This window comes from Sporosarcina sp. P34 (assembly GCF_002743375.1).
Taxonomy (GTDB): domain Bacteria; phylum Bacillota; class Bacilli; order Bacillales_A; family Planococcaceae; genus Sporosarcina.
Genome location: NZ_PDZC01000010.1, coordinates 70089 through 95619, shown reverse-complemented (window position 1 = coordinate 95619; position 25531 = coordinate 70089). Strand labels below are relative to the sequence as shown.

Genomic DNA, 25531 nt, shown 5'->3' with positions numbered 1-25531 from the left:
AGTTGATTACTTATTCATGAAAGTTTTAATTTCTTCTTCAGACATTGAGGAATCACATTTAACGTTTACAGTGTCTCCATTTGTGTAAATGAAGCCAGGAACTGTCGGAATGTCATATTCGTTTCGGAAAGCAGAAATGCCTTTCATATCAGCGTTTTCTACACTGTTCATGTAGTAGATATGTGCATCTGTTTCTTTGGCTACTTTATTTAGTTTTTCAACGAATATTTGGCAATAAGGACATACGGATTTACCCACATAAATTACAGCCTCTCCATCACCTTTTACTAATTCCTCTGCTCTCGCTGAATCAATTTTATCAAAACCAGCTACATTTTCTTCATAACTCATTTTAAATCCTTCTCCTTTCCCTACTATTAGTAGTATACCGCATTATTTTATGAATCAAACAAATCAACTTATGGGTACGATGCTAAAAGAATTCAAGGGACTTTCAAATTGAAGCCTGTTGAATTCTAAACATCCAATTTTCTTGATAGTGGTTATAAGCCGTTGATCTACGTTGCAGCCCGCCGCGTGTCCTTTAGGCGGGGTCTTCCTGGATCCTCCCGTCGTCGGCTGTTGCGAGGATCAACTAAGCGAGTGCTTAAAACATTATTCCAGTCATTTATCTAATGATATTCAACACCTGGAAGAATCTTTACACTACCTGCAAATACCGTTTTGTCATTCATAAATAAAAGCAGCTAGATTTTACTCCAGCTGCTCTGCATAACTAATTATACTTTATGGAAATTGGTTCCGTCCGTAGTTTCAGCAACAATGCCAGCACGAATTACAAAATCTCCAAAGTGTTCACCGTCATCGCGTTCTTTCGCATAACGTTTTAATATAGGTCCTAATTCACTCAAGATCTCTTCTTCTCCAATATTTTCACGGTAGATCTTGCTCAGGCGTTGTCCCGAAAAACCGCCACCTAAATACATATTGTACTTGCCGGGTCCTTTACCGATGAAACCTAGTTCCGCTATCGCTGGACGTGCACAACCATTCGGGCAACCCGTCATACGCGTTACGATTTCTTCATCTCCAAGCCCCGCCTCATCGAGCAAGCCTTCGATTTTCGTGATCAATGAAGGTAGATATCGCTCGGCCTCCGCCATCGCTAATCCACAAGTCGGTAGCGCTACACACGCCATAGAGTTCTTACGCAGTGCTGACTGCTCTGTTGGCGATTCTAACCCGTATTTCGCAATAATTTCTGCTATATTCTTTTTATTTGAATCCGCTACATCACCTAATACTAAGTTTTGATTCGGACTCAAGCGGAAATCACCTGTGTGGATTTCTGCAATTTCACGAAGTGCGGTCATTAATTTATAGTTTTCTGTATCACGCACTCGACCGTTTTCAATAAAGAATGTATAATTCCAGCGATCATTTTCTGCTGCAACCCATCCATAGCGATCACCGTTATGATCAAAGTGATAAGGGCGTGTTTCTTCCAACTCCCAGCCAAGACGACTATGGAGTTCGCTAATTAGCCAATCTAGTCCTCGAGAATCAATTGTATATTTAAATCGTGCATACTTTCGTACAGAACGGTTTCCATTGTCACGCTGGATCATCATCAAGTGCTTCGCTACCTCCACCACTTGTTCAGCAGGCACAAAACCGATTAAGCGTGCTAACTGCGGATACGTCTGCTCATCGCCATGCGCCATTCCCATGCCGCCACCTACCGCAACGTTGAAGCCGACCAATTTTTCATTTTCTACTATCGCAATTAATCCAATGTCTTGAGAAAATACATCAATATCATTCATTGGAGGTACCGCTATTCCAATTTTGAACTTTCTAGGCAAATAGGTCGCGCCATAGATTGGCTCTACTTCTTCCCCTGCCGTATCCACAACTTTTTCCTCATCCAACCAAATTTCATGATAAGCCGTTGTTTGTGGCAATAAGTCTGAGCTTAAACGCTTCGCCCACTCATATATTTCCGCGTGAACCGATGACTGATTCGGATTCGGACTGCACATGACATTTCGGTTAACGTCACCACAAGCGGCGATAGAATCTAGTAATGCGTCATTCATTGCTTGGATATTTTTCTTCATATTCCATTTCAAAATACCATGCATTTGGAACGCTTGGCGTGTCGTTAATTTTAATGTTCCATTACCGTATTTATGTGCCAATTCATCCATAACCAACCATTGTTTTGGTGTTGCAAAGCCAGCTGGTGTCCGCACGCGAATCATGAACTGATAGGCCGGCTCTAATTTTTGGCGCTGACGCTCGACCCGTAGATCTCGGTCATCCTGCAAATAACTGCCGTGGAATTTCATCAGACGGTTATCATCACCTGGAATTCCGGAACTGATAGAGTCATCCATCGTTTCAATGAGACTACCACGCAAATAATCACTTTTAATTTTAATTTCCTCTACATCACTCGGTGCTCCATCTTGTATATGGATTGGTTTTGTTGTTGAAGACATGCTCCACACTTCCTTTCAAATTACTTAATAGACATCTCGCTGATAGCGTTTCTCTTGAACTAACTGTGTGATGAATTGTTCGGCTTCTTCAAGTGATTTTCCACCTTCTTGTTGAAGAATTTCCAGCAAAGTCGCGTGGACGTCTTTTGCCATGTTCTGTTCATCACCACATACATAAATCACTGCACCTTCTTCAATCCATTGATACAGTTCTTGACTCGCTTGCTTCATACGATGTTGTACATATACTTTTTCATCCGTATCACGTGAAAAGGCTACATCAAGGCGTGTTAACGTGCCATCCTTCACGTAATTTTGCCACTCAGTTTGATAATAGAAATCGGTCATGTAATGCTGATCTCCAAAGAACAGCCAAGACTTTCCTTCCGCTCCTGTTTCACTACGTTCTTCAATGAATGAACGGAATGGGGCGATACCCGTCCCTGGCCCTATCATTATAATCGGAGTTTCCGAATTAGCTGGTAAACGGAAATTATCATTTTTATGGATATAAATCGGCAATGTATCTCCTGGCTCAAGATTTTCTGCACATTGGATAGAACATACGCCTTGTCTGTCACGACCATGTGCTTCGTAACGAACAGCGCCAATTGTCAAATGCACTTCTTCAGGGTTCGCTTCTAGGCTACTGGCAATTGAATATAATCTTGCTGGCAACTTACGAAGAATTCCCACCAGTTGTTGTTCTGACGCTTCTACTGGTCCAAAGTCCGTTAATGCATCGTATAAGTCCCGTCCATCGACATACGCACGAAGCTCATCCGCATTTTCTTTATTTAGGATCCGCTTCAACTCTTCTGACTTAGAGTAATTAGACAGTTTTTCAAGTAGCGGTTTAGTTACTACGGTAATCTCTAAGTGATGAAGTAATGCAATACGTAAAGCACGGCGTTCTCCTTGTGAGTTGATTTCCACTGTTTCATCTGCATTCCAGCTTCCTAACTTAATAATCTCATCGACTAAGTCGGAATTATTCGTTGGGAAAATCCCTACACTGTCACCCGGCTTATACGTCAATCCCGAGCCTTCTAATGAAATCTCCACATGACGCGTCTCTTTATTAGAACCTCGACCGTTTAGATTAATATTTTCAAGTACTTCTGCATTAAACGGATTGGTGCGTGAGTACTGAGTAGATGATGGGTTTTCCACTTCTACACTAGCTGCAGCCGATTGACCGCCAGATTGAATTTCTAACGACACTTCTACCGCTGATAGCCACTGCGCTGCCGGCTCATCATAATCCAAATCACAATCTACTCGTGGAGCTAACTGAACTGCGCCTAATTCGGATAGTTTCTGATCGAAATCAGCGCCTGTTTTACAGAAGAATTCGTACGAGCTATCGCCAAGTGCCAACACTGAATAATGGAGATGATCTAGTTTCGGAGCACGTTTTCCATGTAAAAACTCATAGAATGGCAACGCTGTATCAGGTGGATCTCCTTCTCCATGCGTGCTGACGATCAGTAATAGATTTTCGATTTTCTTCAGATTATTCGGCTTGAAATCATTCATAGACTGGATTGTCACATCAAAAGATTGTTCTTTTAACTTGGCTGCCACCTGTTCAGCGATTCCCTGTCCGTTACCTGTTTGTGAGCCATACAGAACAGTTATTTCTTTTACTGCCGTCGGAATTTCGCTAGCTGGACGTTCTAATACAGCAACACTAGCAGATGATACTGAAGCTGTGCTGACAGCTGTTAAATACCCACTCAACCAACTTTGCTGTGTTTCTGTGATGCTCGGTAATAAACGATTGAGCAATTCTACTTGTTCTTCACTAAAAGGACTATTCGATACTTGTAACGCCATATTCATCACCCTCGCAACCTCTTATTTTATTATTGCTTCATGTTGCAGAAAATCTGACTAAACTGACAACTATTTTTAAGATGGTTTCATTGTAATATGATTATTCCTATTAGTCAAGTAGGCTTTTAATATAGAATGTGGTATCTAATGTCAATAGGGAATTAAAGGTTAAATATGTATCTTTCTAGTATTTATTGTGTTTTTAGAAAATATACGAGATACTATATTTAACTAGATAATTTCTGTGAGAACCTATTCATTCTTGAAATTCTGTAACATATCATATGTTTATCAGTCTACTTAGTAACTATTACGAAAGGAGGGAATTCGAATGAAAAGAAAGGTCAGTAAGCAACAATTGACTTTCTTGCAACAAGAGTTTTCTTTTCTACAACAGCAAGGCAAATTGAAAGAAACGGATGCCGACGAAATGCTCTCGTTATATGAATCTAAAGGTGGCACGAATTTCGTAAGGATTTTGCTGGCTTTCGGGGCAATATTAGTGGGGATTGGAATTCTGAGTTTTATCGCAGGTAACTGGGCTGGACTACCGCCATTCTTTAAGCTCGGATTAATTGTCGTCGGCATGGTCATAGCATACTGTGCAGGATACAAGCTTGAAAACCATTACGAAAGAACGTCGCGCAGTATGTATTATATTGGGGCTGCCATTTTTGGAGCTGGAATATTCCTAATTGGTCAGAGCTTTCATTTACAACATACGGTATATACAGATTTCCTATTGTGGGGGATCGGAATCCTGCCACTTGCCTATTATGTAAAAGATCAATTGCTCGCTGTATTGGCTAGTGCATTTTTTATTATTTACAGCTTTAGTGCTTTCACAACGTATGAAGTGGGAAGTTTCGGTCCTTTTTGGCTACTTCTATTGATCCCTCTACTATTTTGGATGAATGAAACGCGATTCAGGAGAAAAAGTTCGTTGTTTGTTATGAATGTATTGCTTAGTGCAGCTTTTGTCATCAATATGCTAGAATTCTTCCATGTTACGGAATGGATTTCTGTCTTGATTGTCTTTGGTTTAGGTGTGTTTCTCGCACTCGCACCTTTTAAACAATATCGTACAGAGTCAGCTTGGACGGGATCTGTATTATTTGGAATTACGGGTATTATGCTAACATTCCCATTCCTATGGGATGATTTACGCTTTGGTGATACTGTACCTTATATCTTTACCGCGATATTCATTATCCTACTGATTTACCTTCTGAAGAAAGACAGCTTGCCAGCTATTTTGATCACATGTGCGTTAATCTATCGTTATTACACAGATATCTCATATGACTTCATGCCAAAGTCACTATTTTTCATCATAGGCGGTTTGCTGCTGATCGGCTTTGGATTCTGGTTTGAAAAATCACGACGAGAGACGGTGAAACGTCATGAAGAATAAACGGAATCTATTTCTTATTGCCTTAATCGTCCCAATCATCCTCCTGTTAGCGATGACTTGGAAGCCTTTATACACTGTGAAGACAGGTAAAACCATTACATTGGAAACAGTACCTGTCGACCCGCGCGATATTCTTTACGGTGATTACGTCAGTCTTCAATTTGCGATTGAAGAATTCTCCAAAGAAAGTCTTGACCCAGCGCTCATAAAAGAATTTTCCAAACATGATACTGGAAAGCTGACTGTATATGCAGTTTTAGAACAAGAAGAAGGAGCTGTATATGGGTTAAAGACCGTTACACATAAGAAACCAAGTGATGGCCTGTTTTTAAAAGGTGATATGTATTATTATGGTGAACACAACATCGATGAGCACCAAATGTATTTCGCAAACTTTCTTCCTGATCGTTTCTTTGTTACTGAAAATACGGGTAAGCAGTTAGAAGATTTGTCACGCCAAGGTCAATTGCTTGCAGATATAAAAGTTCATGATGGTTTTGCTGTGTTAGAAGACGTCCGGCCTAAATAGGTCACTTTACTGGAGTAGCGGAAGCCCTCACTTGAGTTCGTGGTATACACGATTTCGAGTAGGGGCTTTTTTTAGTTGGTACTATTTTTGAAGGTAGTGAGAAGTCGGCTCCGGGGTGGAGTTCTACCACTTATTTTTTCTGTTTGTGTCTTGTTAGGTATTTCCTCACAATTTCTTGAATTTGTAACTATTTGTTCTGTTTATATACTGTTCAAAACTACTACTTTTACGTATAATTTAGGTAATTCACTAAAGGAGCTGGAGCTTAACTTGAAGCCTATTTCAAAATTAGCATCAAAGATCTTTGTCGTAGCCCTCTTTGTCACGGCCATTGCAGCAGGTGTCACTTGGAACTTTTTACTACCCACTGGAGGAAAAGAAGTTTCATTTGCTCAGATGGAAAAACTGATTGCTGAACAATCAGGAGCTGGTGTCTTATTAAACGAAACGGCCAAAGGAAAGTTATCCATCATTGTAGATAACACAACATACAGCACGATGGTGCGTCCACAAAGTACATTAGTGGATGACTTAGTACAGAAATATAATGTAACGTATCAATATAAAGCTGAGAGTTCGATAGGCGGTTGGATTTTTGGTGGGCTTGTATTGGCGGCTCTTTTGACACTATTCATTCTTCATAAAAAAGGTAAGCTCAATATTGGCGCATCGGCTATGAAGCATCAAGCGTCAAAGGCGACTCCTCTACCTGACATCACAATGGATGATATCGGTGGAATTCCTCAAGAAATGAAAGATGAAATCCAACAGACGTTAGAAGTTTTCAAAAACCCTGATGCGGCAAATGAAATGGGCATTGCCTTGCCTCAAGGGATTTTACTATATGGACCTCCGGGGACTGGTAAAACATTACTAGCTCAAGCTATCGCAAAAGAAATAGGAGCTACTTTTTATTCTTCTAGTGGAGCAGCCTTTACAGAATTATTTGTAGGTGTTGGAGCTTCACGAGTGCGTACACTTTTTGAAAATGCACGCAAACAACGTCCTGCTGTGATCTTTATAGACGAAGTAGATGCGTTGGCTGGAAAACGAAAAGAACATGGTGGAGAAGAATCTGAAAAGACGTTAACGGAACTACTAGTTCAACTTGACGGTGGTAATGATAATGATGGTGTTTTATTCATTGCAGCCACAAATCGGAAAGATATGTTGGATGATGCATTCCTGCGACCTGGACGAATCGACTTTACTTTTCATGTTCAATTGCCAGATACAAAAGGACGTCGTGAAATTATCGATATTCATACAAACGGCAAAACGTTGGCTCCTAATGTGGCTGCGTCTCTCGATACACTTGCAGATAGCACTTCAGGTTTTTCTGGTGCAGAAATTAGTAGCTTGTTCGAAACAGCCAGCCGCCGTGCTATTCGCGAAGGTCGGAAATTAATCGAAAAGCATGATTTGGATTTTGCAATTGACCGGACGATCCTTGGAAATACAGCACGCACGTTAAGCGACCAAGAAACGAAGCGTCGTGTAGCCATTCACGAATCCGGACATGCTATCATTGCTGCACTTACAAAGCCGGGTTCCGTAAGAAAAGCGACAATTATTCCAAGAGGTCAAGCACTCGGTTATGTAGCCCCTATTCAAAAGGAATTACATTTATCTACTGCTAGCGAATTGCTCGATCAAGTCAGTATGATTTTAGCGGGCGGCATTGCAGAGCGTCTCTATTTGGGTGAGCACAGTATCGGAGTTGGTGGCGATGTGGAACAGGCCAAAGACATTCTTGAGCGTATGGTGAATACCGGATTGTTCCAAGAAGGATTTTCTTTGATCTTCAACAAAGCTGAACGTGAAGAAAAAATGCAAATGCTATTTGATCAAGCTGCGCAAAAGACGGAAACGCTCATTAAGGAGCACGCGTATCAATTTGAAGAGTTAGTTAATGCATTATATAAAGAAGAAACGCTTGAAGGTGACGAAGTACAGCGCATAGTCGAGTTGTCGACTCCTAAAGATGCGGTAGTGTTTATCTGATAGCAAAACAGCGATCATCCTTTTAATGATCGCTGTTTTTTAGTTTGCGTTGGTTAACAGCGCTTCTCTAACCTCATTGGCCATCCATCTTTGATCCGCAATGAAATCAATGGTTCCGGAACGGGCGCATGTGGTCGCATATTGCGGAATATAAACTTCTTATACAGTACCGATATGATCAATGTCGCTTCTAGCATAGCAAATCGAGAACCGATACAACTCCGTGAACCACCGCCGAATGGGAAATAACTAAATGGCGCATACTTATTACCTGCCACAAACCGATCGGGGTCAAATGTGTCGGGATCTGGGAACACTTTCTCATTTCGGTGAATTGCATATGGACAAATCAAAAATGTACTTCCTTTTTTGAAAGACCTTCCAAACATCTCGACCGGTTCGTTAAGTTCGCGGTAAATTAGCCAAGCAGGCGGATAGAGACGCAAGCCTTCTTCTATAATTTGCTGTGTATATGGTAATTCTCGCATCCAATTAAATGGGTTACCTACCAAGTTCGCTGAATTCAATTCATTCAACAGACGATGCTCCACTTTAGGATGCCGTGCAATTTCAGCAAATAACCAGCCTAATAAGTTTGCCGTTGTTTCATGTCCTGCTAGCAACATCGTCATCATCTGATCACGTACTTCTTTGTCAGGCAATCTGTTCCCGGTCTCATCTGTCACCGCCATCATCATGCCAAGCAACGAGTCTTCAAACCATTCTGGATGTTTTTTTGCAGCGACTAATACATCGTCAATCATTTCTTCGAGTGTTTGTATCGCTTTTTTATGTTTCAAGTTGGCTTTAGTCGGAACAGAAGATGGAATCATCACAGGACTAAATAAAATTTTGACGCTTTGCTCAATCGTTGTTGTGACGGCATCTGCAAGTTCTTTCTCCTCTGCAGAGACATCTGTCGAAAACATTGTTCGTGTAATGATCGACAATGTCAAACGCATCATTACTGTATGTATGTCTACTTCCTCTTCATGCTCAAGACGTTTGACTAATTTCTCCGTTTCATCGATGATCGAATAGGCATAACGTTCCATCACCTCTTTATAAAACGCTGGTTGAATATATTTCTTCTGCGTCGCATGCCGTTCACCTTCCGTCGTCAATAGACCTTCCCCCACTGTTCTCTGCAACACAGTCGTTGTCCGTCCTTTTATAAATGACTGGTCTTGACGAATTAAGATTTCTCGAATTGCTTCGGGACTGTTGACTACAAACGTCGGTGAAATGCCTGTCTTCAATGAAATCACATCACCAAGTGGTTGTACTCGCATAAAAAAAGCAATCGGATCACGTACGAATTCCAAATAGTTCTGTAATCGTGGTGTCATAATATCTTGTACAATAACCATGAACTTTCCTCCAAAATTATCATAATATGTTACTTATCCATCTCCTGTATGTATGAAATATTTTTGGATATGCTAATAAAAAGGAGGTGGGTCAATTGGCAAAAGACGTATTATGTGAAGTGACAAATTGTCATTTTTGGGAATCAGGTAACCAATGTGGAGCAGATGAAATCAAAGTAATTTCACGAAAAGGAAGAAAAGCAAAAGACTCAGCCGAAACAGATTGTAATACGTTCATTCCAAAAGGATGATTCACCGCGTAGCAGCCACGCTTTATGCTTGGCTGCTTTTTTCTTGTAAAGGTGAACGCCTACGCATCGCTTCCCAGTTAACAGCAATCACACTCAAAACTGCAATCACTCCACCAATCATAGACAATCCACTCGGGAGTTCTTGTAGCCATACCCAAGCCACCAATATCGCCACGACTGGCTCTATATAGAGAAGGCTTGAAACTGCCCCTGCATCGGCAATCGACAGCGCTGTAGACCAGGTTACATAGGCAATCGTTGCTGGAATAACTCCCATATAAATCGTTGATAATGTGGCTTCAAGCGTTGCGCCTTGTATTTCATGTAGCAAGCCTGGGGTGAAGTATAAAAATGGTAAAGTACCCGCCCATGTGAAGTATGCTGTCAATTCGACAGGTGTGTAACGGTTGAATAAAGGTTTCTGAAAGACGAAAAATATAGAAGTAGAAATAACCGCAATAATAATGAACCACGCGCCTACCGATACTTCCAACGCCCCTTCCGAACTTCCTATTGTTATCAATGCAACGCCTGATAAACCGATCGTCATGCCAATCCAACCTAATCGACTAATTTTTTCACTTAAGAAAATCACTGCGATTATCGAAGTGAAAATTGGTACCGTTGCGATAAACAGACCCGCCGTTCCAGCTGATACCGTTTGTTCTCCGTATGTCAGACCAAAGTGATAAATACTGATTCCTGCGAATCCTAGTAGCAAGATTTTCCCTATATCCTGTTTTGCAGGCAGACGAATTTTCGTTCCCGGCCATAATGCATATAAAATAAATACTAGTGAAGCGACAATAAACCGTGTCAACACTAAATGCCCAGGAGAATACCCTCCTAGCAAACTCACTCGAATAGCAGCAAAACTGGATCCCCATGCGACAACGGTGAATAATCCTAAATAAAAAGCTTTCTTATTCATATGAAAACCTGCCTTGATTTGAAATTACAGAGTAGATAACAATCATTTCAACTTAAACGTAGCGGTGCAATGGGCAACTAATTCATCTTTCTCATTGAATAACGTCCCTTCAACCAGAGCCGTAGAGCGTGTCCTATTAATAACGGCAGCTTTTGAATAAACGGTTTCCTGAACGACCGGCTTTAGGAATTGTGTCGTCATTTGTATCGTCATGACATCATTTGCACCCATCGAACGACAAAGCATTCCCATCGTCGTATCGAGAACGGACATATACATACCACCATGAATAGTTCCACGTACATTGTCATACTCTTGACGATAAGGTAAATATAATTCCACTTGACCCGCTTCTAACTTTTGTGTTTGCAGACCGGCAAATTTCCAAAAAGGACTTGTTTCGAAATCTTGTCGAACTTGTTCCAAATATTCCATTGTTGTATCGTTCATTTCATTACCTCCATAGAATGTAGTAATTGTTTTATATACCATATCGTAAAGACGTTCTCACGACAATTCAAAGCATTTTACCAGTTGCTACAAAAAATATTTTTCTACTATTTTTCTATAAAAAGTATATATTTTTCATTCTTTTTCCTTTATAATGAAATCAATTTCATAAGTTTTTTAATTTAGAAAGAGTACCTGTGAGCATTATGCCAATCCCATCACCTGTTATGTAATGGAATAGAGTGAATTTCTATTCTTATATCAACAAGCGAAACAGAGTAAAGGTCCCTCTCCAATCTGTCATGTTTGTATTATTTCATGTGGATTGGAGAGGGACTTTTTTTATGTGATGATACTTTTTAAAATAGCAATTTTGAAAGGACGGATGTTTCGGTTGGAAAATAAGCTGAAGCTCTACGGCTTTAACAACCTCACCAAAACTCTTAGCTTCAACATTTACGATGTGAGCTATGCAAAGAGTAGAAGAGAGCAAAGTGAGTATATCGCCTATATAGATGAGCAATACAATTCAGAACGTTTAACGAAGATTCTCTACGATGTTACTGAAATGATTGGTGCGCATGTATTGAATGTCAGTAAACAAGATTACGACCCACAAGGTGCTAGTGTAACGTTGATGATTTCAGAGGAAAAATTCCCTGCATCACAAATTGATCCTTCTTGTAATCAAGGCGCGATTCCTATCTTGCCAGATAAAGACTCCGTCGTCAGTCATTTAGATAAAAGTCACGTGACCGTCCATACGTATCCCGAGTATCATCCCGATAACTCCATTGCGACATTTCGTGTAGATATAGATGTGTCGACGTGTGGAGAGATTTCTCCGTTGAATGCGCTCGACTACCTGATCGGAAGCTTCGACTCGGATATTATTACCGCTGACTATCGCGTGCGTGGATTTACACGATCAGTAGACGGCAAAAAACTTTTTATGGATCATGCAATAACATCCATTCAAGACTTCATTGACGAGAAAACATTGCAAAAATATGATGCAATCGATATAAATGTTTACCAAGCGAATATCTTCCATACGAAATTACTCATTAAAGAGATTGATTTACAAGATTACCTATTCAACAAAGATGTTTCGGAAATACCGCCAAAGGAACGCCTTCAAATTTCTCATAATCTTCGCAAAGAGATGATTGAAATCTACAGCGGTTCCAACGTCTATGAAAATGAGTGAGGAGAGACCATTGAAATTATCACAACATCGCGTTCCTATTATGGAAGCATTGCAACAATATCAAGAAGCACGTGTCGTTCCTTTTGATGTACCCGGCCACAAACACGGTCGAGGTAATAAGGATCTTGCAGATTTTCTTGGGGAGACTTGCTTACAACACGACGTGAATTCCATGAAACCACTTGACAATTTATGCCACCCCGTTTCCGTCATACGTGAAGCTGAAGAGTTGGCAGCGGACGCGTTCGGCGCGAAACACGCTTTCTTGCTCGTAAACGGGACGACCTCTGCTGTGCAAGCGATGGTCATGACCGCTTGTAAAGCAGGAGAGAAAATCATCATGCCGCGTAATGTTCATCGCAGTGCAATCAATGCCTTGATCTTAAGTGGTGCTATTCCTATCTATGTGAATCCGGGAGTGCAAGAGGATCTTGGCATTCCACTCGGTATGGCAGTAGACGAAGTTAAGAAGACCATTCTGGATCACCCGGACGCCAAAGCGATTCTCATTAATAATCCAACCTATTATGGTATTTGCTCCAATTTGCAAGCCATTACGGATATAGCACATGCACACGGTATGCTCGTGCTAGTGGATGAAGCACATGGCACACATTTTTATTTTAACGATAAATTGCCTGCTTCTGCGATGTCCGTCGGTGCGGATATGGCTTCTATCAGTATGCATAAATCAGGTGGATCTTTAACACAAAGTTCCTTTTTATTAATCAATAATGCGGTGAGTGAAGGCTATACGCGACAGATTATTAACCTGACGCAGACTACGAGTGGTTCGTATCTATTGATGTCGTCATTGGATATTTCACGGAAAAACCTGGCATTACACGGGCAGGAAATCTTCGATAAAGTGATCAAGATGGCGCAGTATACCCGCGATGAAGTCAATCAGATCGGTGGTTATTATGCATACTCTAAAGAACTGATCAACGGCGATACCATCTATGACTTTGACGAGTCCAAATTGTCGATTCATACGCGTCAAATGGGACTGGCTGGCATTGAAGTATATGATATTTTACGCGATGAATACGATATCCAAATTGAGTTTGGGGATGTCGCGAATATACTTGCTTATATTTCAGTCGGAGACCGTACACTCGATCTTGAACGATTGGTCGCAGCACTAGCAGAAATCAATCGTCGTTATAAAAAGGATCCTAGTTCGTTATTCGACCACGAATATATCAATCCGCAAATTGTTCAATCGCCCCAACAGGCTTTTTACGCGGATAAAGAGAGATTATTACTTTCTGAATCTTCAGGACGTGTGGCAAGCGAATTCATCATGTGCTATCCCCCTGGCATTCCAATTCTGGCACCCGGAGAACGAATCACAAACGAAATAATAGAATACATCAATTACTGTAAAGGTAAAGGATGTTTCTTGACGGGTACTGAGGATGCGAAAGTAGATTGGATTAATGTAGTAAAGGAGGACGTCTGATGAATCTATGGTTTACTGAAGATCATTCACCCCATACACGATTTTCATTTCGTGTCGAAGAACATCTATATACTGCGACGAGTGAATTCCAGAAAATTGATGTCTTCCAAACGACAGAGTTCGGTAAAATTTTGACATTGGACGGTTATGTCATGGTGACAGAAAAAGACGAATTCATTTATCATGATATGATTGTTCACGTGCCGATGGCTACCAATCCGTCCATCGAGAACGTGTTGGTTATCGGTGCAGGCGATGGTGGGACCGTACGCGAATTGACGCGCTATCCATCAATCAAACAAATCGATATGGTGGAGATTGATGAGCAAGTTGTAAAAGTGTGCCAGGAATTTTTACCACAAACTGCAGCCCAACTGACTGACCCGCGCGTTACACTCTATTTTGAGGATGGGCTAAAATTCGTTCGGCAGCAAGAAAATACCTATGATTTGATCATTGTCGATTCCACCGATCCATTTGGGCCAGGTGAAGGACTCTTCACGAAAGAGTTTTACGGCAATTGCTACAAGGCTTTGAATAGCCAAGGCATTCTTGTAAATCAGCATGAAAGTGCTTTTTACGCCGAAGATGCACGCGGTATGCAACGAGCACATAAAAGTATTATGGGATTCTTCCCTGTTTCTAAAGTCTATCAAGCACATATACCAACCTATCCATCGGGGCACTGGCTATTCGGATTTGCTTCCAAAAAATATGACCCGATAGATGATTTAGATGCTAATGCATGGAATGCACTTGGTTTGCAAACAAAATATTATAATACAAAACTTCATGTCGGTTCATTCGCTTTACCGAATTATGTTAAGGAGCTACTGACCCATGCTAAATAAAAATATAGAAACATTTCTCGGGTTTGAAGCAGACTACGAGGAGGCTTCATTCGTAATCTTCGGTGCTCCTTTTGATTCCACGACATCTTTTCGTCCTGGTACGCGATTCGCTAGTAAAGCGATGCGTAACGAATCATTTGGTCTTGAGACATATAGTCCTTATCAAGAGGCAGATTTAACAGATTACTCATTATTCGACGGCGGTGATCTGGAACTGAGTTTTGGTAACACGGAGCGTGCTCTTGAGCAAATTGAACAGTTCACTTCACTCGTTTTGGAGGATGGGAAAATCCCTTGCATGATTGGTGGCGAGCATTTAGTCACTTTGGGAGCTGTACGTGCTGTTGCGAAAATGCATCCTGATTTACATGTCATTCAATTCGATGCACATACGGACTTGCGCGAAGACTATTTAGATCAACGCCTATCTCACGCTACAGTTATTCGCAGAATCTGGGACCTGCTTGGAGATAATAAAATCTATCAATACGGTATTCGTTCCGGTGATCGTCCAGAATTTGAATGGGCGGCAAAGCAACATGTCTTTATGAATAAATTTAATTTTGATGGACTTGAAGATACGGTTAAGAAGTTAAAGGGTAAACCCGTCTATTTGACGATTGATCTAGATGTCTTAGACCCTTCCGTATTCCCGGGAACCGGTACACCGGAAGCCGGTGGCGTCAGCTTTGTTGAATTGCTACAAGCGATTTTGACGGTCAGCGGTTTAAATATCGTTGCCTGTGATATCAACGAACTGTCCCCTATCTACGACCATAGCGGTGCATCAACAGCCGTGGCTTGTAAAGTGTTACGTGAATTAACAATTGCTATAAACAAAAATAACTAAATTGGTGGTGTCTTTAATGGGAAAAGCATTAATTATTGGAGCTGGCGGCGTAGCAAGTGTTGTCGTGCATAAGTGTTGTGAGGTACCCGATGTATTTGAAGAAATCTGTATCGCGAGTCGTACGAAATCAAAATGTGATGCATTGAAAGAAAAGCTTGACGGTGGACGAACGAAAATCCAAACTGCTCAAGTCGATGCAGATAATGTTCCTGAACTTGTCGCGTTAATCAATGAATTCAAACCAGATATCGTGATTAATGTCGCATTGCCTTATCAAGACTTGACGATTATGGATGCATGCCTTGAAACAAAAGTAGACTATTTGGATACTGCAAACTACGAACCGCTTGATACAGCGAAATTCGAATATAAATGGCAGTGGGCTTATAAAGAGAAATTTGAAGAAGCAGGTATTACCGCATTGCTCGGCAGCGGTTTCGACCCTGGCGTAACCGGTGTGTTCTCCGCATATGCATTGAAGCATTACTTCGATGAGATCCATACGATTGATATTGTCGATGCCAATGCAGGCGACCACGGCTATCCGTTCGCAACGAACTTTAACCCGGAAATCAATATCCGTGAAATCACAGCTAACGGACGCTATTACGAAAATGGAGAGTTCATCGAAACAGAACCTCTTGAAGTGAAACGAGTCTATGATCTACCTGAAATCGGACCAAAAGATGTCTATTTGCTATACCATGAAGAACTTGAGTCTTTAGCGAAAAATATTACCGGTGTAAATAAAATCCGTTTCTGGATGACGTTCTCCGAAAAGTATTTAACGCATTTGCGTGTACTTGAAAATGTGGGTATGACATCCATTGAACCAATTGATTTTGAAGGTCAGCAAATTGTTCCACTACAATTTTTAAAAGCGGTATTACCGGACCCTGCTTCGCTCGGACCACGTACGAAAGGTAAAACGAATATAGGTTGTATCTACCAAGGTACGAAAAACGGCGAGCCAAAAACGTATTATGTTTACAATATATGTGATCACCAAGAGTGCTATCAAGAAGTGGGTTCACAAGCTATTTCCTACACAACAGGTGTTCCAGCTATGATTGGTGCAATGATGATGTTAACAGGCAAATGGAAAAAGCCAGGGGTCTTCAATATTGAAGAATTCGATCCAGATCCATTTATGGATGCGTTGAATGAGTATGGTTTACCTTGGCACGAAGATTTCAATCCAACTTTGATAGATTGAGGAGAATAGTATGAAATTTGATGTCCAGGCAGTCCCTTCACCTAGTTATGTTGTAGATGAAAAATTGCTGATTGCTAACTTAGAAAAATTAAAATCTATTATCGACCAAACAGGATGCAAAATTTTACTCGCACAAAAAGGGTTTTCGATGTTCGAAGTGTATCCGTTAATCGGTCGGTATTTGCATGGCGTTACTTCAAGTGGTTTATTCGAAGCGCGTCTTGGCTTTGAAGAGATGGGGAAAGAAGTACATACGTATGCCCCTGCTTTCCACGAGAATGAGTTCGAGGATATTCTTCGCTACTCTGATCATTTAGTATTCAATTCATTTGCGCAGTGGAAAAAATTCAAGGACAGAGTTCAAGGACAGGAAAAGTCCATTGAATGTGGAATCCGAATCAATCCTGAGTACTCGGAGATTGAAGTGGATCTGTACAACCCTTGCTTCACCTATTCGAGATTTGGTGTTACGTTAGATAATTTCAAAGTTGATGAACTCGAAGGTATTAGCGGTCTGCACTTCCATACGTTGTGCGAGCAGAACTCCGATACGTTGTGGCGGACGATCCAAATCATCGATGAAGAGTTCGGTCCCTATTTACAGAATATGAAGTGGATCAACTTCGGTGGCGGTCATCATATCACTCGTGCTGATTACGATATTAAGACATTAATCCGTTGCATTCGTTTCATGCAAGATAAATATAATCTAGAAGTGTACCTAGAACCAGGTGAAGCCGTTGCCCTCAACACAGGCTTCCTCGTTTCGACAGTACTTGACACGATGCATAATGGGATGGACATTGCTATTCTCGATACGTCGGCTTCTTGTCATATGCCAGATGTTTTGGAGATGCCTTATCGTCCTGAGATTATCGGGGCAGGTACGCCAAATGAAAAAGCCCATACCTATAGATTAGGTGGACCAACTTGTCTTGCAGGTGATGTTATTGGTGATTATTCATTCGATCAGCCATTGCAACCTGGTGATCGTCTAGTATTTTGCGATATGGCACATTATTCGATGGTGAAGAACAATACGTTCAATGGCGTTAATTTGCCATCGATTGTTCTTCATACTGCTGATAATGCTATCAACGTTGTAAAGCAATTTGGTTATGAGGATTTCAAGCAGCGCTTGTCTTAAGAGTTGAGTGTGTGAAAAGTGAGAGCAAGTTCCTAACTACTAATCAAAATCACTTCATTTTCTTTACTCTATTCGACTATTTCGTTTAAGACGTAAAAACCCGATTCGCTGAAAAATGCGAATCGGGTTTTTACACTTTGATATAAATAAGTAATCTGTAAAAGTCTAGAATAATTTAAGATTTCATTAGAATTACCCATCAACACACTGACCCTTTTTTCCAGATCAAGGTAGAATAGTACATTAGTTTTTCATTCCACTCGCGACTATCAGAAGATAACGCCAGTTGATCGAAGTGGAAGGCGACTCGGGGAGGGTCAGCCCGATCAGGTGAAACAACTAAAGGAGCACCGCGACTAGTTGGTTCACCGCGGGCCCTCTCGAACGCGTCCGCCTGGAACGCAGATCAACGTTACTTACCTCTAACCCGATCTTAAACCTAATACTTATCACTCACAATAAGAAGAATCCAATCCCCATAATTAGATAAGCTGAAAATAGCACGAGACCCTCAAACCAGTTTGACTCACCGTCATGACATATATTGACGACTAGTAATGTGGCAGTAATCATCGCAATCAACTCTGGCCACGTGAATACAAGTGGCATTGCAGTAGGCATCAGTAATGAAATTAATACAAGAACTGGTGTGACAAACATCGCTACTTGCAATGTAGAACCGATTGCAATCTCTACGGATACATCCATTTTATTTTTCATTGCCAATGTAATTGCAGAAGAATGCTCTGCTGCGTTACCAACAATTGCGACGATAATTACACCTATAAATAATTCTGACCAGCCAAACTTTTCACCTAGCGTACCAAATGTGTGCACAAGCTTTTCAGAAACAAATGCAACTGCTACCGTCGCAACTAACAGAACCACTATAGATTTCATCTTTGTCCACTCCGGCACTTCTTCCGTCTCATGATTTTCGGAGCCGAACACGCCTCGATGTGTAAATAACTTAAATACTAGACCCGCCAAGTAAATCAGAATGAGAATGATGGAAATACCGATACTCAAGTTCAGTCCAGTTCTTGAATCCATCGTCATCGAAAAAACTTCCGGAATGACAAATGCTACCACAATCGCAAAAATCAGTAATGCGGAATTAAATCGGGCATCAAAAATATTAAAGTTTTGCCTTTTATGCTTTATACCGCCTGCAAAAAATGACAGACCGAGAACTAATAATAAGTTTCCTAACACTGAACCCGTCAACGATGCGAGTACGATTGCAATCAATCCAGCTTTCAATGTAAATATGGAAATAATAAGTTCAACTGCATTACCAAATGTTGCATTTAATAAACCACCAATTCGTGGTCCACTGACAATCGCTAAACTTTCTGTTGCTCTTCCAATGAATCCGGCTAGAGCAATAATACTGTAACAACACAACGCAAACATCCATAAATCTGACCAATTCAAGAATGATGCAATAAATACTAAAGGTACTCCTGTAAATGCCATGACAGTAAATACTTTATTCAGTGTCTCCACCTCTTTTCATAATCAATTTGTTATAAGCTTTCCCTAATCTTAGGGAAAATAAACTGGTTACTACATGACATTTCAAAAGAATATAGATGTGGCAAATAGCGCCTAATAGAGTTAAAAAAAGATAGAGGACAGTCTGTACATTAGACTGTCCTCTATCTTTTATCGTCTTAAATTATATCCATCATAAAAAACAGCTTAACTCTTCATTTTCGGATCCAACGCATCACGTAACCCATCACCCATCAAGTTAAAGCCTAATACGGTCAGCATAATGGCGAGTCCTGGGAAAATCATTGTCCAGGGAGCATTCTGCAAGTAATCTTTGGAGTCAGCTAACATCTTTCCCCACTCAGGGTATGGAGCTTCTGCCCCCAATCCTAGGAATCCGAGCGCTGCTGCTTCGAGAATAGCTGTAGCAATAGCCAATGTACCTTGTACGATAACAGGCGCCATCGAGTTAGGTAAAATATGCGAAAACAGAATTCTGTAGTCTTTCATACCAATTGCCTTAGCTGCTGTAATATATTCATCTTCTTTAATACTTAATACTTTAGACCGTATCAATCGTCCGAAGTTCGGTACGTTGATGATGGCAATCGCAATCAACGCGTTACGTAAGCTGGGTCCCAAAACGGATACAATCGCAATAGCTAGTAAGATAGAAGGGAATGCGAGCATAATATCAAATATCCTAGAGATAATAGTATCGATCCAGCGGCCGTAATAACCCGCAATAATCCCAAGAAAACTCCCCACTACAATCGAACCAACGACCGAGAAGAAACCGACAGATAACGAAATACGCGCACCGTGGATAATGCGTGAGAATATATCACGGCCAAAGTCATCCGTTCCAAACCAATATTCCGAAGAAGGAGGTTGCAATCGATCTGTCATGAATTGTTCGTTGATGCCCTCTTTTGTGACAAGAGGACCGAAGAGTGCAAGTACAATAAAGAATATCACAATAGCTGCGCCTACGACTGCTACTTTACTTTTGCGAAAACCTGCCCAAGCTTCCCGCCAAGGTCCTATTGTTTTTTCTAATTCCGCTTCCACCACTCCGTCTACTTTAGGTGTTAACTCTGACATGAACTATTCCCCCTTCCTCAATCATACTTAATCCTCGGATCGATCAGTCCATATAGTAAATCGACGATCAGATTAATCATGACAAAGATAAATGCAACGATGAGAATGCCTGATTGAATAACAGGATAATCTCTAAAGTTAATCGCATCATAGATATAGCGTCCAATTCCTGGCCATGCGAAGATTGTTTCTGTCAGAATAGCTCCACCTAGGAGTAGACCAATTTGCAGACCGATAACTGTCAAAACAGGAATGATTGCATTTTTTAATGCGTGCTTATATACTATCCAAAACATTTTCTGACCCTTTGCCCGTGCTGTACGAATATAGTCGGAACGCATCACTTCCAGCATGCTTGAGCGCGTCATCCGGGCAATTATCGCCATAGGAATGGTTGCAAGCGCCAGCCCCGGTAAGATCAAATGTTTAATGACTACCCATAATTGATCAAACCTGCCCTGGATAAGCGTATCAATTATGTATAAATTGGTTATGGCGGATACGGGATCACGGACATTTTCACGTCCAGTTGTCGGTAACCATTGCAATTCAATTGCAAATGCCCATTGTCCCATTAATCCTAACCAGAAAATAGGCATGGAGACACCAACTAGTGCTAGTACCATTGCTGAATAATCAAACCATGAGTTTTGGAACCAAGCAGAAATAATACCCGCATTAATCCCTACAACGACTGCGATAATCATCGCAAATAAGGCCAACTCTAATGTAGCTGCTAAATAAGGCCAAATTTCATCCGCCACAGGAAGTCGAGTACGCATAGATTCCCCTAGATCACCTTTTAAAATACCGCCAAGATAACTGAAGTATTGTGTATACCATGGTTGATCAAGACCTAGCTTGATCGTTAAGGCTTCTACCGCTTCTTTCGTTGCTTGTTGCCCTAATATTACTTGTGCTGGATTACCAGGAATTGCACGAATCAACATAAAAACTAAAAATGTCATACCAAGCAGGACAGGAATTAGCTGTAAAAGCCTCTTAATTGTATAGTTGAACAACTTTTTCACCCCTCCGGCTTTTATTATTTATTAATCAAAGAAAGGGAGAATGCTGGCTTCTCCCTCTTCTTTCATCATGTCATTTACCTATTTTCACTTAAATTCTACATTCGACAACAGATCAGAACCAGTAGGATGCGGAACAAGCCCTGTCAGTTCCTTCGATCCACCTAACAATGGAATAGAGTGTGCAAGTGGTACCCAAGGAGCTTCTTCGTGAAGAATTTCTTGAGCTTGCTTATACAACTCAATACGCTTGTCTTCGTCTACTTCTGTTTGCGCTTCTAGGAATAGCTTATGTGTTTCGTCGTTTTTAAAGTACGTGTAGTTATTACTTCCGATATTGTCTTCATCCAACAATACGTACAGGAAGTTATCCGCGTCTCCATTATCCCCAGTCCAACCAAGCATGAAAGCATCTGCTTCCCCTTTGCTCGCCTTATCCAAGTAAGTCGCCCACTCATACGAAACGATTTTTGCTTTAATCCCTACGTCAGCCAAGTTGCTTTGAATAGCTTCAGCTACTTTTGTGCCGTCTGGCATGTATGGACGTGGAACTGGCATAGCCCATAACTCCATTTCAAACCCATCTTCAAGACCAGCTTCTTTCAATAGTTCTTTTGCTTTTTCCGGATCATATGCATAGGCTTCTACATCATCGTTATAACCGGATATAGAGGAAGGCATAGCATTTTTTGCTACTTCTGCACGTCCTTCAAAGAATGCATCGACGATTGATTGTTTATCAATAGCATAGTTCATTGCCTGACGAACTTCTTTTTTATCAAATGGTTCACGAGTTACTGTTAATCCAAGATATCCTACGTTCATGGAAGGACGCTCGAATAACTGCAATGCATCGTTATCTTCTATCTTTACTCCATCAGCTGGATTGATTCCATCTGCTAAATCAATTGCACCTGAAAGTAAAGCATTCAGACGGGCAGAGTTGTCTGGAATTGCTTGGAAAATGATGCGGTCCAATTTTGGCAACCCTTCTTGCCAATAGTCTTCGTTCTTTTCAATTGTAATGGTTTCATTTGGCTTCCACTCTACAAACTTGAACGGACCTGTTCCGACTGGATTACGCTCATACTCATCGGCGCCTTTCTCGAAAGCCGTGGGACTTGAAATAGCGAACATACTCATCGCCAGATTTTTCAAGAATGGTGCCTGTGGACGCTTCAATGTAATAATCACTGTGGAATCTCCATCTGCTTTAACAGATTCAATTACGTGCTCTTCATCGTCTTTAAATCCACCGAACATAGAGTTATAGTATGGGAATGTATCTGCATCTCCATTAGCCCAACGCTCAAAGTTCTTTACGACTGCTTCTGCATTAAAATCAGTGCCATCATGGAATTTCACGCCTTCTTCTAATTGGAATGTATACGTCAATCCATCTTCACTTGTATCATACTCTTTAGCAAGTCCTGGTTGAATCGTAGTATCTTGCTCCCCAAAATTTAATAAGGTTTCGAATAAATTGACCGTTACTTTAAATGTTTCCCCTTCTGTTACGCGGGATGGGTCAAGAGATGTTGAATCTCCACCTCGTCCAAATACTAACGTTTTGTTCTCACTGCCGCCTTTATCTGCAGCGTCTTTGTCTTTGTCCCCACTGCCTTCTTTGTCATCGCCGCCTGAACAAGCTGCCAAAGCAGTCGATAAGACAAGAAGCATGATCAACGCGAACGACCACAGTTTCCCTTTTCTCATAAACATCCCTCCAATTGTTTTTTTCTTTCTATATCATCGTTGCTTTCCGATGTATAAAGATGGCAAGCAACAGAATGACCCATTTTCTCCTCTGCTAAAACAGGGATTACTTTCGTACACACATCCATTTTAAAAGGGCAGCGAGTGTGGAATGCACAACCGCTTGGCGGATTCGCGGGGCTTGGCATATCCCCTTCAATAATGATTTGCTCCTTTTTATAATTGGGATCTGGTACAGGTACCGCAGACAGTAAAGCCTGTGTATACGGATGAAGTGGATTTGCATATAACTCTTCACTTTCAGTAATCTCCACAATTTTCCCCAAGTACATGACTGCCACTCGATCACTGATATGGCGTACAACACCCAGATCATGTGCAATGAAGATATACGTTAAGTTGAATTCCTTTTGTAAATCTTGCATTAAGTTTAATACTTGCGCCTGAATGGATACGTCAAGCGCAGACACTGGCTCATCTGCAATAATCAATTTGGGATTCGTCATCAAAGCACGTGCTATACCAATTCGCTGACGCTGCCCCCCACTGAATTGGTGAGGGTAACGTTTTGCATGGTATTCACTCAAACCGACAATCTTTAGAAACTCTACAACTTTTTCACGACGTTCCTTTGCATTGCCCCCACCATGGACAAGCAATGGTTCTTCTAAAATTTTGCCGATTGTATGACGAGGATTCAAGGAGGCATAAGGATCTTGGAAGATCATTTGAATATCTCGACGAACTGCTCGAATTTCATTAGCCGAGAGCTTCGTCAAATCTTTTCCTTGGAATTCGACGACTCCCTCTGTAGGTTCCAGCAATTGCATGATCGTCCGACCTGTCGTAGATTTCCCGCAACCACTTTCTCCAACGATTCCAAGCGTCTCTCCATCATTTACATGAAATGAAACATGATCGATTGCTTTGACATGACCTACTGTTTTACCAATCAATCCTTTGCGAATCGGGAAGTATTTTTTCAACCCTTCAACTTTTAGCAATGGTTTGTTCATTTGAACTTATCACTCCTTCCCGTTCGTCATATAAGAAGCATCTTGTTTGTTGATTGTCGGAGTTTCGGTACAATTCTGGTGTTTCTGCTCTGCATCTCGAGAAAGCGCTTTCACATCTCGCTGCAAATCTACATCCCTTTTCAATCGATCCTGGTTTTGGTACGTTTCCTTGAATCGAGTAGAGACGATCTTTTTTATTCCGCATATCTGGCACGGATTGAATCAATCCTCGTGTATATGGGTGACAAGGATTATTAAAAATCACTTCTGTTGATGCTTCTTCAATAACTTGTCCTGCATACATGACTACGACGCGTTCACAGGTTTCAGCCACTACTCCTAAGTCATGTGTAATGAGTAAAATCGCTGTATTCATGCGCTCGTTTAACTCTCGCATCAGTTTGAGAATTTGTGCTTGAATAGTTACATCCAGTGCTGTTGTAGGTTCATCCGCAATGAGGACTTTCGGATCGCATACAAGCGCCATTGCAATCATGACACGTTGTCGCATTCCACCAGATAACTGATGAGGATACTCTTTCATAATTTCTTCAGAGCGAGGTAGTCCAACTAATTTCAACATTTCGATTGCCCGTTCCTTAATTTGCCTTTTCGACCACTTTCTCTGATGAAGTGAAATGGCTTCAGACATCTGATTGCCAATAGTGAATAGCGGATTCAAAGAAGTCATAGGCTCTTGAAAAATCATCGCGACGTCGTTCCCACGAATCTCTCTCATTTCCTTCTCTGTTTTTTTCAGGAGATCCTGACCTTCAAAAAGGATTTCCCCTCCGGTGATTTTCCCTGGTGGACTTGGTATTAACTGCATGATAGATAAAGAGGTGACACTTTTTCCGCAACCTGACTCTCCAACGATCCCTAAGACTTCTCCTTCTCTTACATAAAAGTCCACATGATCTACCGCTGGAATTTCTCCTGAATCTGTGAAAAAGGTCGTTTGCAAATCTTTCACTTCAAGTAATTTCTTTCGTTCGTTCATTTGCTCACCTTTTTCCATTTTCTGAAATAACCAATTAATCACTATTATACTTTAATTCTGATTAAACGCAAGATGCTTTTTTAATAAAGTAATACGTTAAGAGAATTCTGTTAATAATAAAAGAAGTGCTATAGGTAATGTTCTACCTACGCACTTCCTGAAAAACAAAATGGATGAG

At 41.0% G+C, this 25531-nt stretch carries 22 protein-coding genes; 10 read left to right on the top strand and 12 right to left on the bottom strand.

From position 1 onward, the window contains the following. Positions 1-6 precede the first annotated feature (6 nt). From CSV63_RS13585 to CSV63_RS13575, 3 genes are all read right to left on the bottom strand, one after another. Entirely contained in the window at positions 7-351 is a 345-nt protein-coding gene (locus tag CSV63_RS13585) for a DUF6568 family protein (protein ID WP_099696297.1), read from the bottom strand. Between the two features lie 389 nt (positions 352-740). After that, positions 741-2465 (bottom strand): assimilatory sulfite reductase (NADPH) hemoprotein subunit, encoded by a 1725-nt coding sequence (gene cysI, locus CSV63_RS13580; RefSeq protein ID WP_099696296.1) that lies wholly within the window; start codon positions 2463-2465, stop codon positions 741-743. Between the two features lie 24 nt (positions 2466-2489). After that, on the bottom strand, positions 2490-4304 hold the full coding sequence (locus CSV63_RS13575; protein WP_099696329.1) for an assimilatory sulfite reductase (NADPH) flavoprotein subunit: 1815 nt from the start codon (positions 4302-4304) through the stop codon (positions 2490-2492). Positions 4305-4635: 331 nt separating this feature from the next. Between CSV63_RS13575 and CSV63_RS13570 the strand changes: the two genes are divergently transcribed. From CSV63_RS13570 to CSV63_RS13560, 3 genes are all read left to right on the top strand, one after another. Next, the gene (locus CSV63_RS13570; RefSeq protein WP_099696295.1) at positions 4636-5718 is read left to right on the top strand and encodes a DUF2157 domain-containing protein; all 1083 of its coding nucleotides are present in this window, start codon (positions 4636-4638) and stop codon (positions 5716-5718) included. Continuing rightward, positions 5708-6247, top strand: a complete 540-nt coding sequence (locus tag CSV63_RS13565) for a GDYXXLXY domain-containing protein (protein ID WP_099696294.1) — start codon at positions 5708-5710, stop codon at positions 6245-6247. Before CSV63_RS13570 ends, CSV63_RS13565 begins: the two co-directional genes overlap by 11 nt. 270 nt (positions 6248-6517) lie before the next feature. Next, positions 6518-8251: an AAA family ATPase gene (locus CSV63_RS13560; RefSeq protein WP_099696293.1), complete on the top strand. Its 1734-nt coding sequence runs from the start codon at positions 6518-6520 to the stop codon at positions 8249-8251. A 53-nt stretch (positions 8252-8304) separates the two neighbouring features. Here the strand turns inward: CSV63_RS13560 and CSV63_RS13555 are convergent, their stop codons facing one another. Next, on the bottom strand, positions 8305-9621 hold the full coding sequence (locus tag CSV63_RS13555) for a cytochrome P450 (RefSeq protein WP_099696292.1): 1317 nt from the start codon (positions 9619-9621) through the stop codon (positions 8305-8307). Positions 9622-9716: 95 nt separating this feature from the next. Here CSV63_RS13555 and CSV63_RS13550 point away from each other — a divergent pair, with 95 nt between their 5' ends. Continuing rightward, entirely contained in the window at positions 9717-9872 is a 156-nt protein-coding gene (locus tag CSV63_RS13550) for a DUF1540 domain-containing protein (protein WP_099631738.1), read from the top strand. Positions 9873-9894: 22 nt separating this feature from the next. Here the strand turns inward: CSV63_RS13550 and CSV63_RS13545 are convergent, their stop codons facing one another. Continuing rightward, positions 9895-10803, bottom strand: a complete 909-nt coding sequence (locus CSV63_RS13545) for a DMT family transporter (protein WP_099696291.1) — start codon at positions 10801-10803, stop codon at positions 9895-9897. A gap of 42 nt (positions 10804-10845) precedes the next feature. Continuing rightward, positions 10846-11253: a PaaI family thioesterase gene (locus CSV63_RS13540; protein WP_099631736.1), complete on the bottom strand. Its 408-nt coding sequence runs from the start codon at positions 11251-11253 to the stop codon at positions 10846-10848. A 385-nt stretch (positions 11254-11638) separates the two neighbouring features. Here CSV63_RS13540 and speD point away from each other — a divergent pair, with 385 nt between their 5' ends. From speD to nspC, 6 genes are read left to right on the top strand one after another with little or no spacing between them, the layout of a single operon-like run. Continuing rightward, on the top strand, positions 11639-12463 hold the full coding sequence (gene speD / locus CSV63_RS13535; RefSeq protein WP_099696328.1) for an adenosylmethionine decarboxylase: 825 nt from the start codon (positions 11639-11641) through the stop codon (positions 12461-12463). A 10-nt stretch (positions 12464-12473) separates the two neighbouring features. Next, entirely contained in the window at positions 12474-13928 is a 1455-nt protein-coding gene (locus CSV63_RS13530; RefSeq protein ID WP_483315658.1) for an aminotransferase class I/II-fold pyridoxal phosphate-dependent enzyme, read from the top strand. Continuing rightward, on the top strand, positions 13928-14779 hold the full coding sequence (speE, locus tag CSV63_RS13525; protein ID WP_099696289.1) for a polyamine aminopropyltransferase: 852 nt from the start codon (positions 13928-13930) through the stop codon (positions 14777-14779). The genes CSV63_RS13530 and speE overlap by 1 nt, the downstream gene beginning before the upstream one ends. Next, a complete protein-coding gene (gene speB / locus CSV63_RS13520; protein WP_099696288.1) occupies positions 14769-15629 on the top strand; it encodes an agmatinase in 861 nt (286 codons plus the stop codon). Before speE ends, speB begins: the two co-directional genes overlap by 11 nt. A gap of 16 nt (positions 15630-15645) precedes the next feature. Then, entirely contained in the window at positions 15646-16845 is a 1200-nt protein-coding gene (locus CSV63_RS13515; protein ID WP_099696287.1) for a saccharopine dehydrogenase family protein, read from the top strand. 10 nt (positions 16846-16855) lie between these two features. After that, positions 16856-17992: a carboxynorspermidine decarboxylase gene (gene nspC / locus CSV63_RS13510; protein ID WP_099696286.1), complete on the top strand. Its 1137-nt coding sequence runs from the start codon at positions 16856-16858 to the stop codon at positions 17990-17992. Positions 17993-18445: 453 nt separating this feature from the next. Here the strand turns inward: nspC and cax are convergent, their stop codons facing one another. From cax to CSV63_RS13480, 6 genes are all read right to left on the bottom strand, one after another. Continuing rightward, positions 18446-19492, bottom strand: coding sequence for a calcium/proton exchanger (cax, locus tag CSV63_RS13505; protein ID WP_369823857.1), 1047 nt, complete (start codon positions 19490-19492; stop codon positions 18446-18448). A 204-nt stretch (positions 19493-19696) separates the two neighbouring features. Beyond that, positions 19697-20593: a nickel transporter permease gene (gene nikC / locus CSV63_RS13500; RefSeq protein ID WP_099696284.1), complete on the bottom strand. Its 897-nt coding sequence runs from the start codon at positions 20591-20593 to the stop codon at positions 19697-19699. A gap of 17 nt (positions 20594-20610) precedes the next feature. After that, positions 20611-21615, bottom strand: coding sequence for an ABC transporter permease (locus tag CSV63_RS13495; RefSeq protein ID WP_099696283.1), 1005 nt, complete (start codon positions 21613-21615; stop codon positions 20611-20613). 93 nt (positions 21616-21708) lie between these two features. Next, positions 21709-23337 carry an ABC transporter substrate-binding protein gene (locus CSV63_RS13490; RefSeq protein ID WP_099696282.1) on the bottom strand — a complete coding sequence of 543 codons (1629 nt, stop codon included), beginning with the start codon at positions 23335-23337 and terminating at the stop codon, positions 21709-21711. Beyond that, a complete protein-coding gene (locus CSV63_RS13485) occupies positions 23334-24353 on the bottom strand; it encodes an ABC transporter ATP-binding protein (RefSeq protein ID WP_099696281.1) in 1020 nt (339 codons plus the stop codon). Before CSV63_RS13485 ends, CSV63_RS13490 begins: the two co-directional genes overlap by 4 nt. Then, entirely contained in the window at positions 24328-25353 is a 1026-nt protein-coding gene (locus tag CSV63_RS13480; RefSeq protein ID WP_099696327.1) for an ABC transporter ATP-binding protein, read from the bottom strand. The genes CSV63_RS13485 and CSV63_RS13480 overlap by 26 nt, the downstream gene beginning before the upstream one ends. Positions 25354-25531: the final 178 nt, after the last annotated feature.

Coding starts and splice junctions, on each gene's coding strand:
- CSV63_RS13585 (WP_099696297.1), bottom strand. CDS start 351: ATGAGTTATGAAGAAAATGTAGCTGGTTTTGATAAAATTGATTCAGCG.
- cysI (WP_099696296.1), bottom strand. CDS start 2,465: ATGTCTTCAACAACAAAACCAATCCATATACAAGATGGAGCACCGAGT.
- CSV63_RS13575 (WP_099696329.1), bottom strand. CDS start 4,304: ATGGCGTTACAAGTATCGAATAGTCCTTTTAGTGAAGAACAAGTAGAA.
- CSV63_RS13570 (WP_099696295.1), top strand. CDS start 4,636: ATGAAAAGAAAGGTCAGTAAGCAACAATTGACTTTCTTGCAACAAGAG.
- CSV63_RS13565 (WP_099696294.1), top strand. CDS start 5,708: ATGAAGAATAAACGGAATCTATTTCTTATTGCCTTAATCGTCCCAATC.
- CSV63_RS13555 (WP_099696292.1), bottom strand. CDS start 9,621: ATGGTTATTGTACAAGATATTATGACACCACGATTACAGAACTATTTG.
- CSV63_RS13545 (WP_099696291.1), bottom strand. CDS start 10,803: ATGAATAAGAAAGCTTTTTATTTAGGATTATTCACCGTTGTCGCATGG.
- CSV63_RS13540 (WP_099631736.1), bottom strand. CDS start 11,253: ATGAACGATACAACAATGGAATATTTGGAACAAGTTCGACAAGATTTC.
- speD (WP_099696328.1), top strand. CDS start 11,639: ATGTTTCGGTTGGAAAATAAGCTGAAGCTCTACGGCTTTAACAACCTC.
- speE (WP_099696289.1), top strand. CDS start 13,928: ATGAATCTATGGTTTACTGAAGATCATTCACCCCATACACGATTTTCA.
- speB (WP_099696288.1), top strand. CDS start 14,769: ATGCTAAATAAAAATATAGAAACATTTCTCGGGTTTGAAGCAGACTAC.
- CSV63_RS13515 (WP_099696287.1), top strand. CDS start 15,646: ATGGGAAAAGCATTAATTATTGGAGCTGGCGGCGTAGCAAGTGTTGTC.
- nspC (WP_099696286.1), top strand. CDS start 16,856: ATGAAATTTGATGTCCAGGCAGTCCCTTCACCTAGTTATGTTGTAGAT.
- nikC (WP_099696284.1), bottom strand. CDS start 20,593: ATGTCAGAGTTAACACCTAAAGTAGACGGAGTGGTGGAAGCGGAATTA.
- CSV63_RS13490 (WP_099696282.1), bottom strand. CDS start 23,337: ATGAGAAAAGGGAAACTGTGGTCGTTCGCGTTGATCATGCTTCTTGTC.
- CSV63_RS13485 (WP_099696281.1), bottom strand. CDS start 24,353: ATGAACAAACCATTGCTAAAAGTTGAAGGGTTGAAAAAATACTTCCCG.
- CSV63_RS13480 (WP_099696327.1), bottom strand. CDS start 25,353: ATGAACGAACGAAAGAAATTACTTGAAGTGAAAGATTTGCAAACGACC.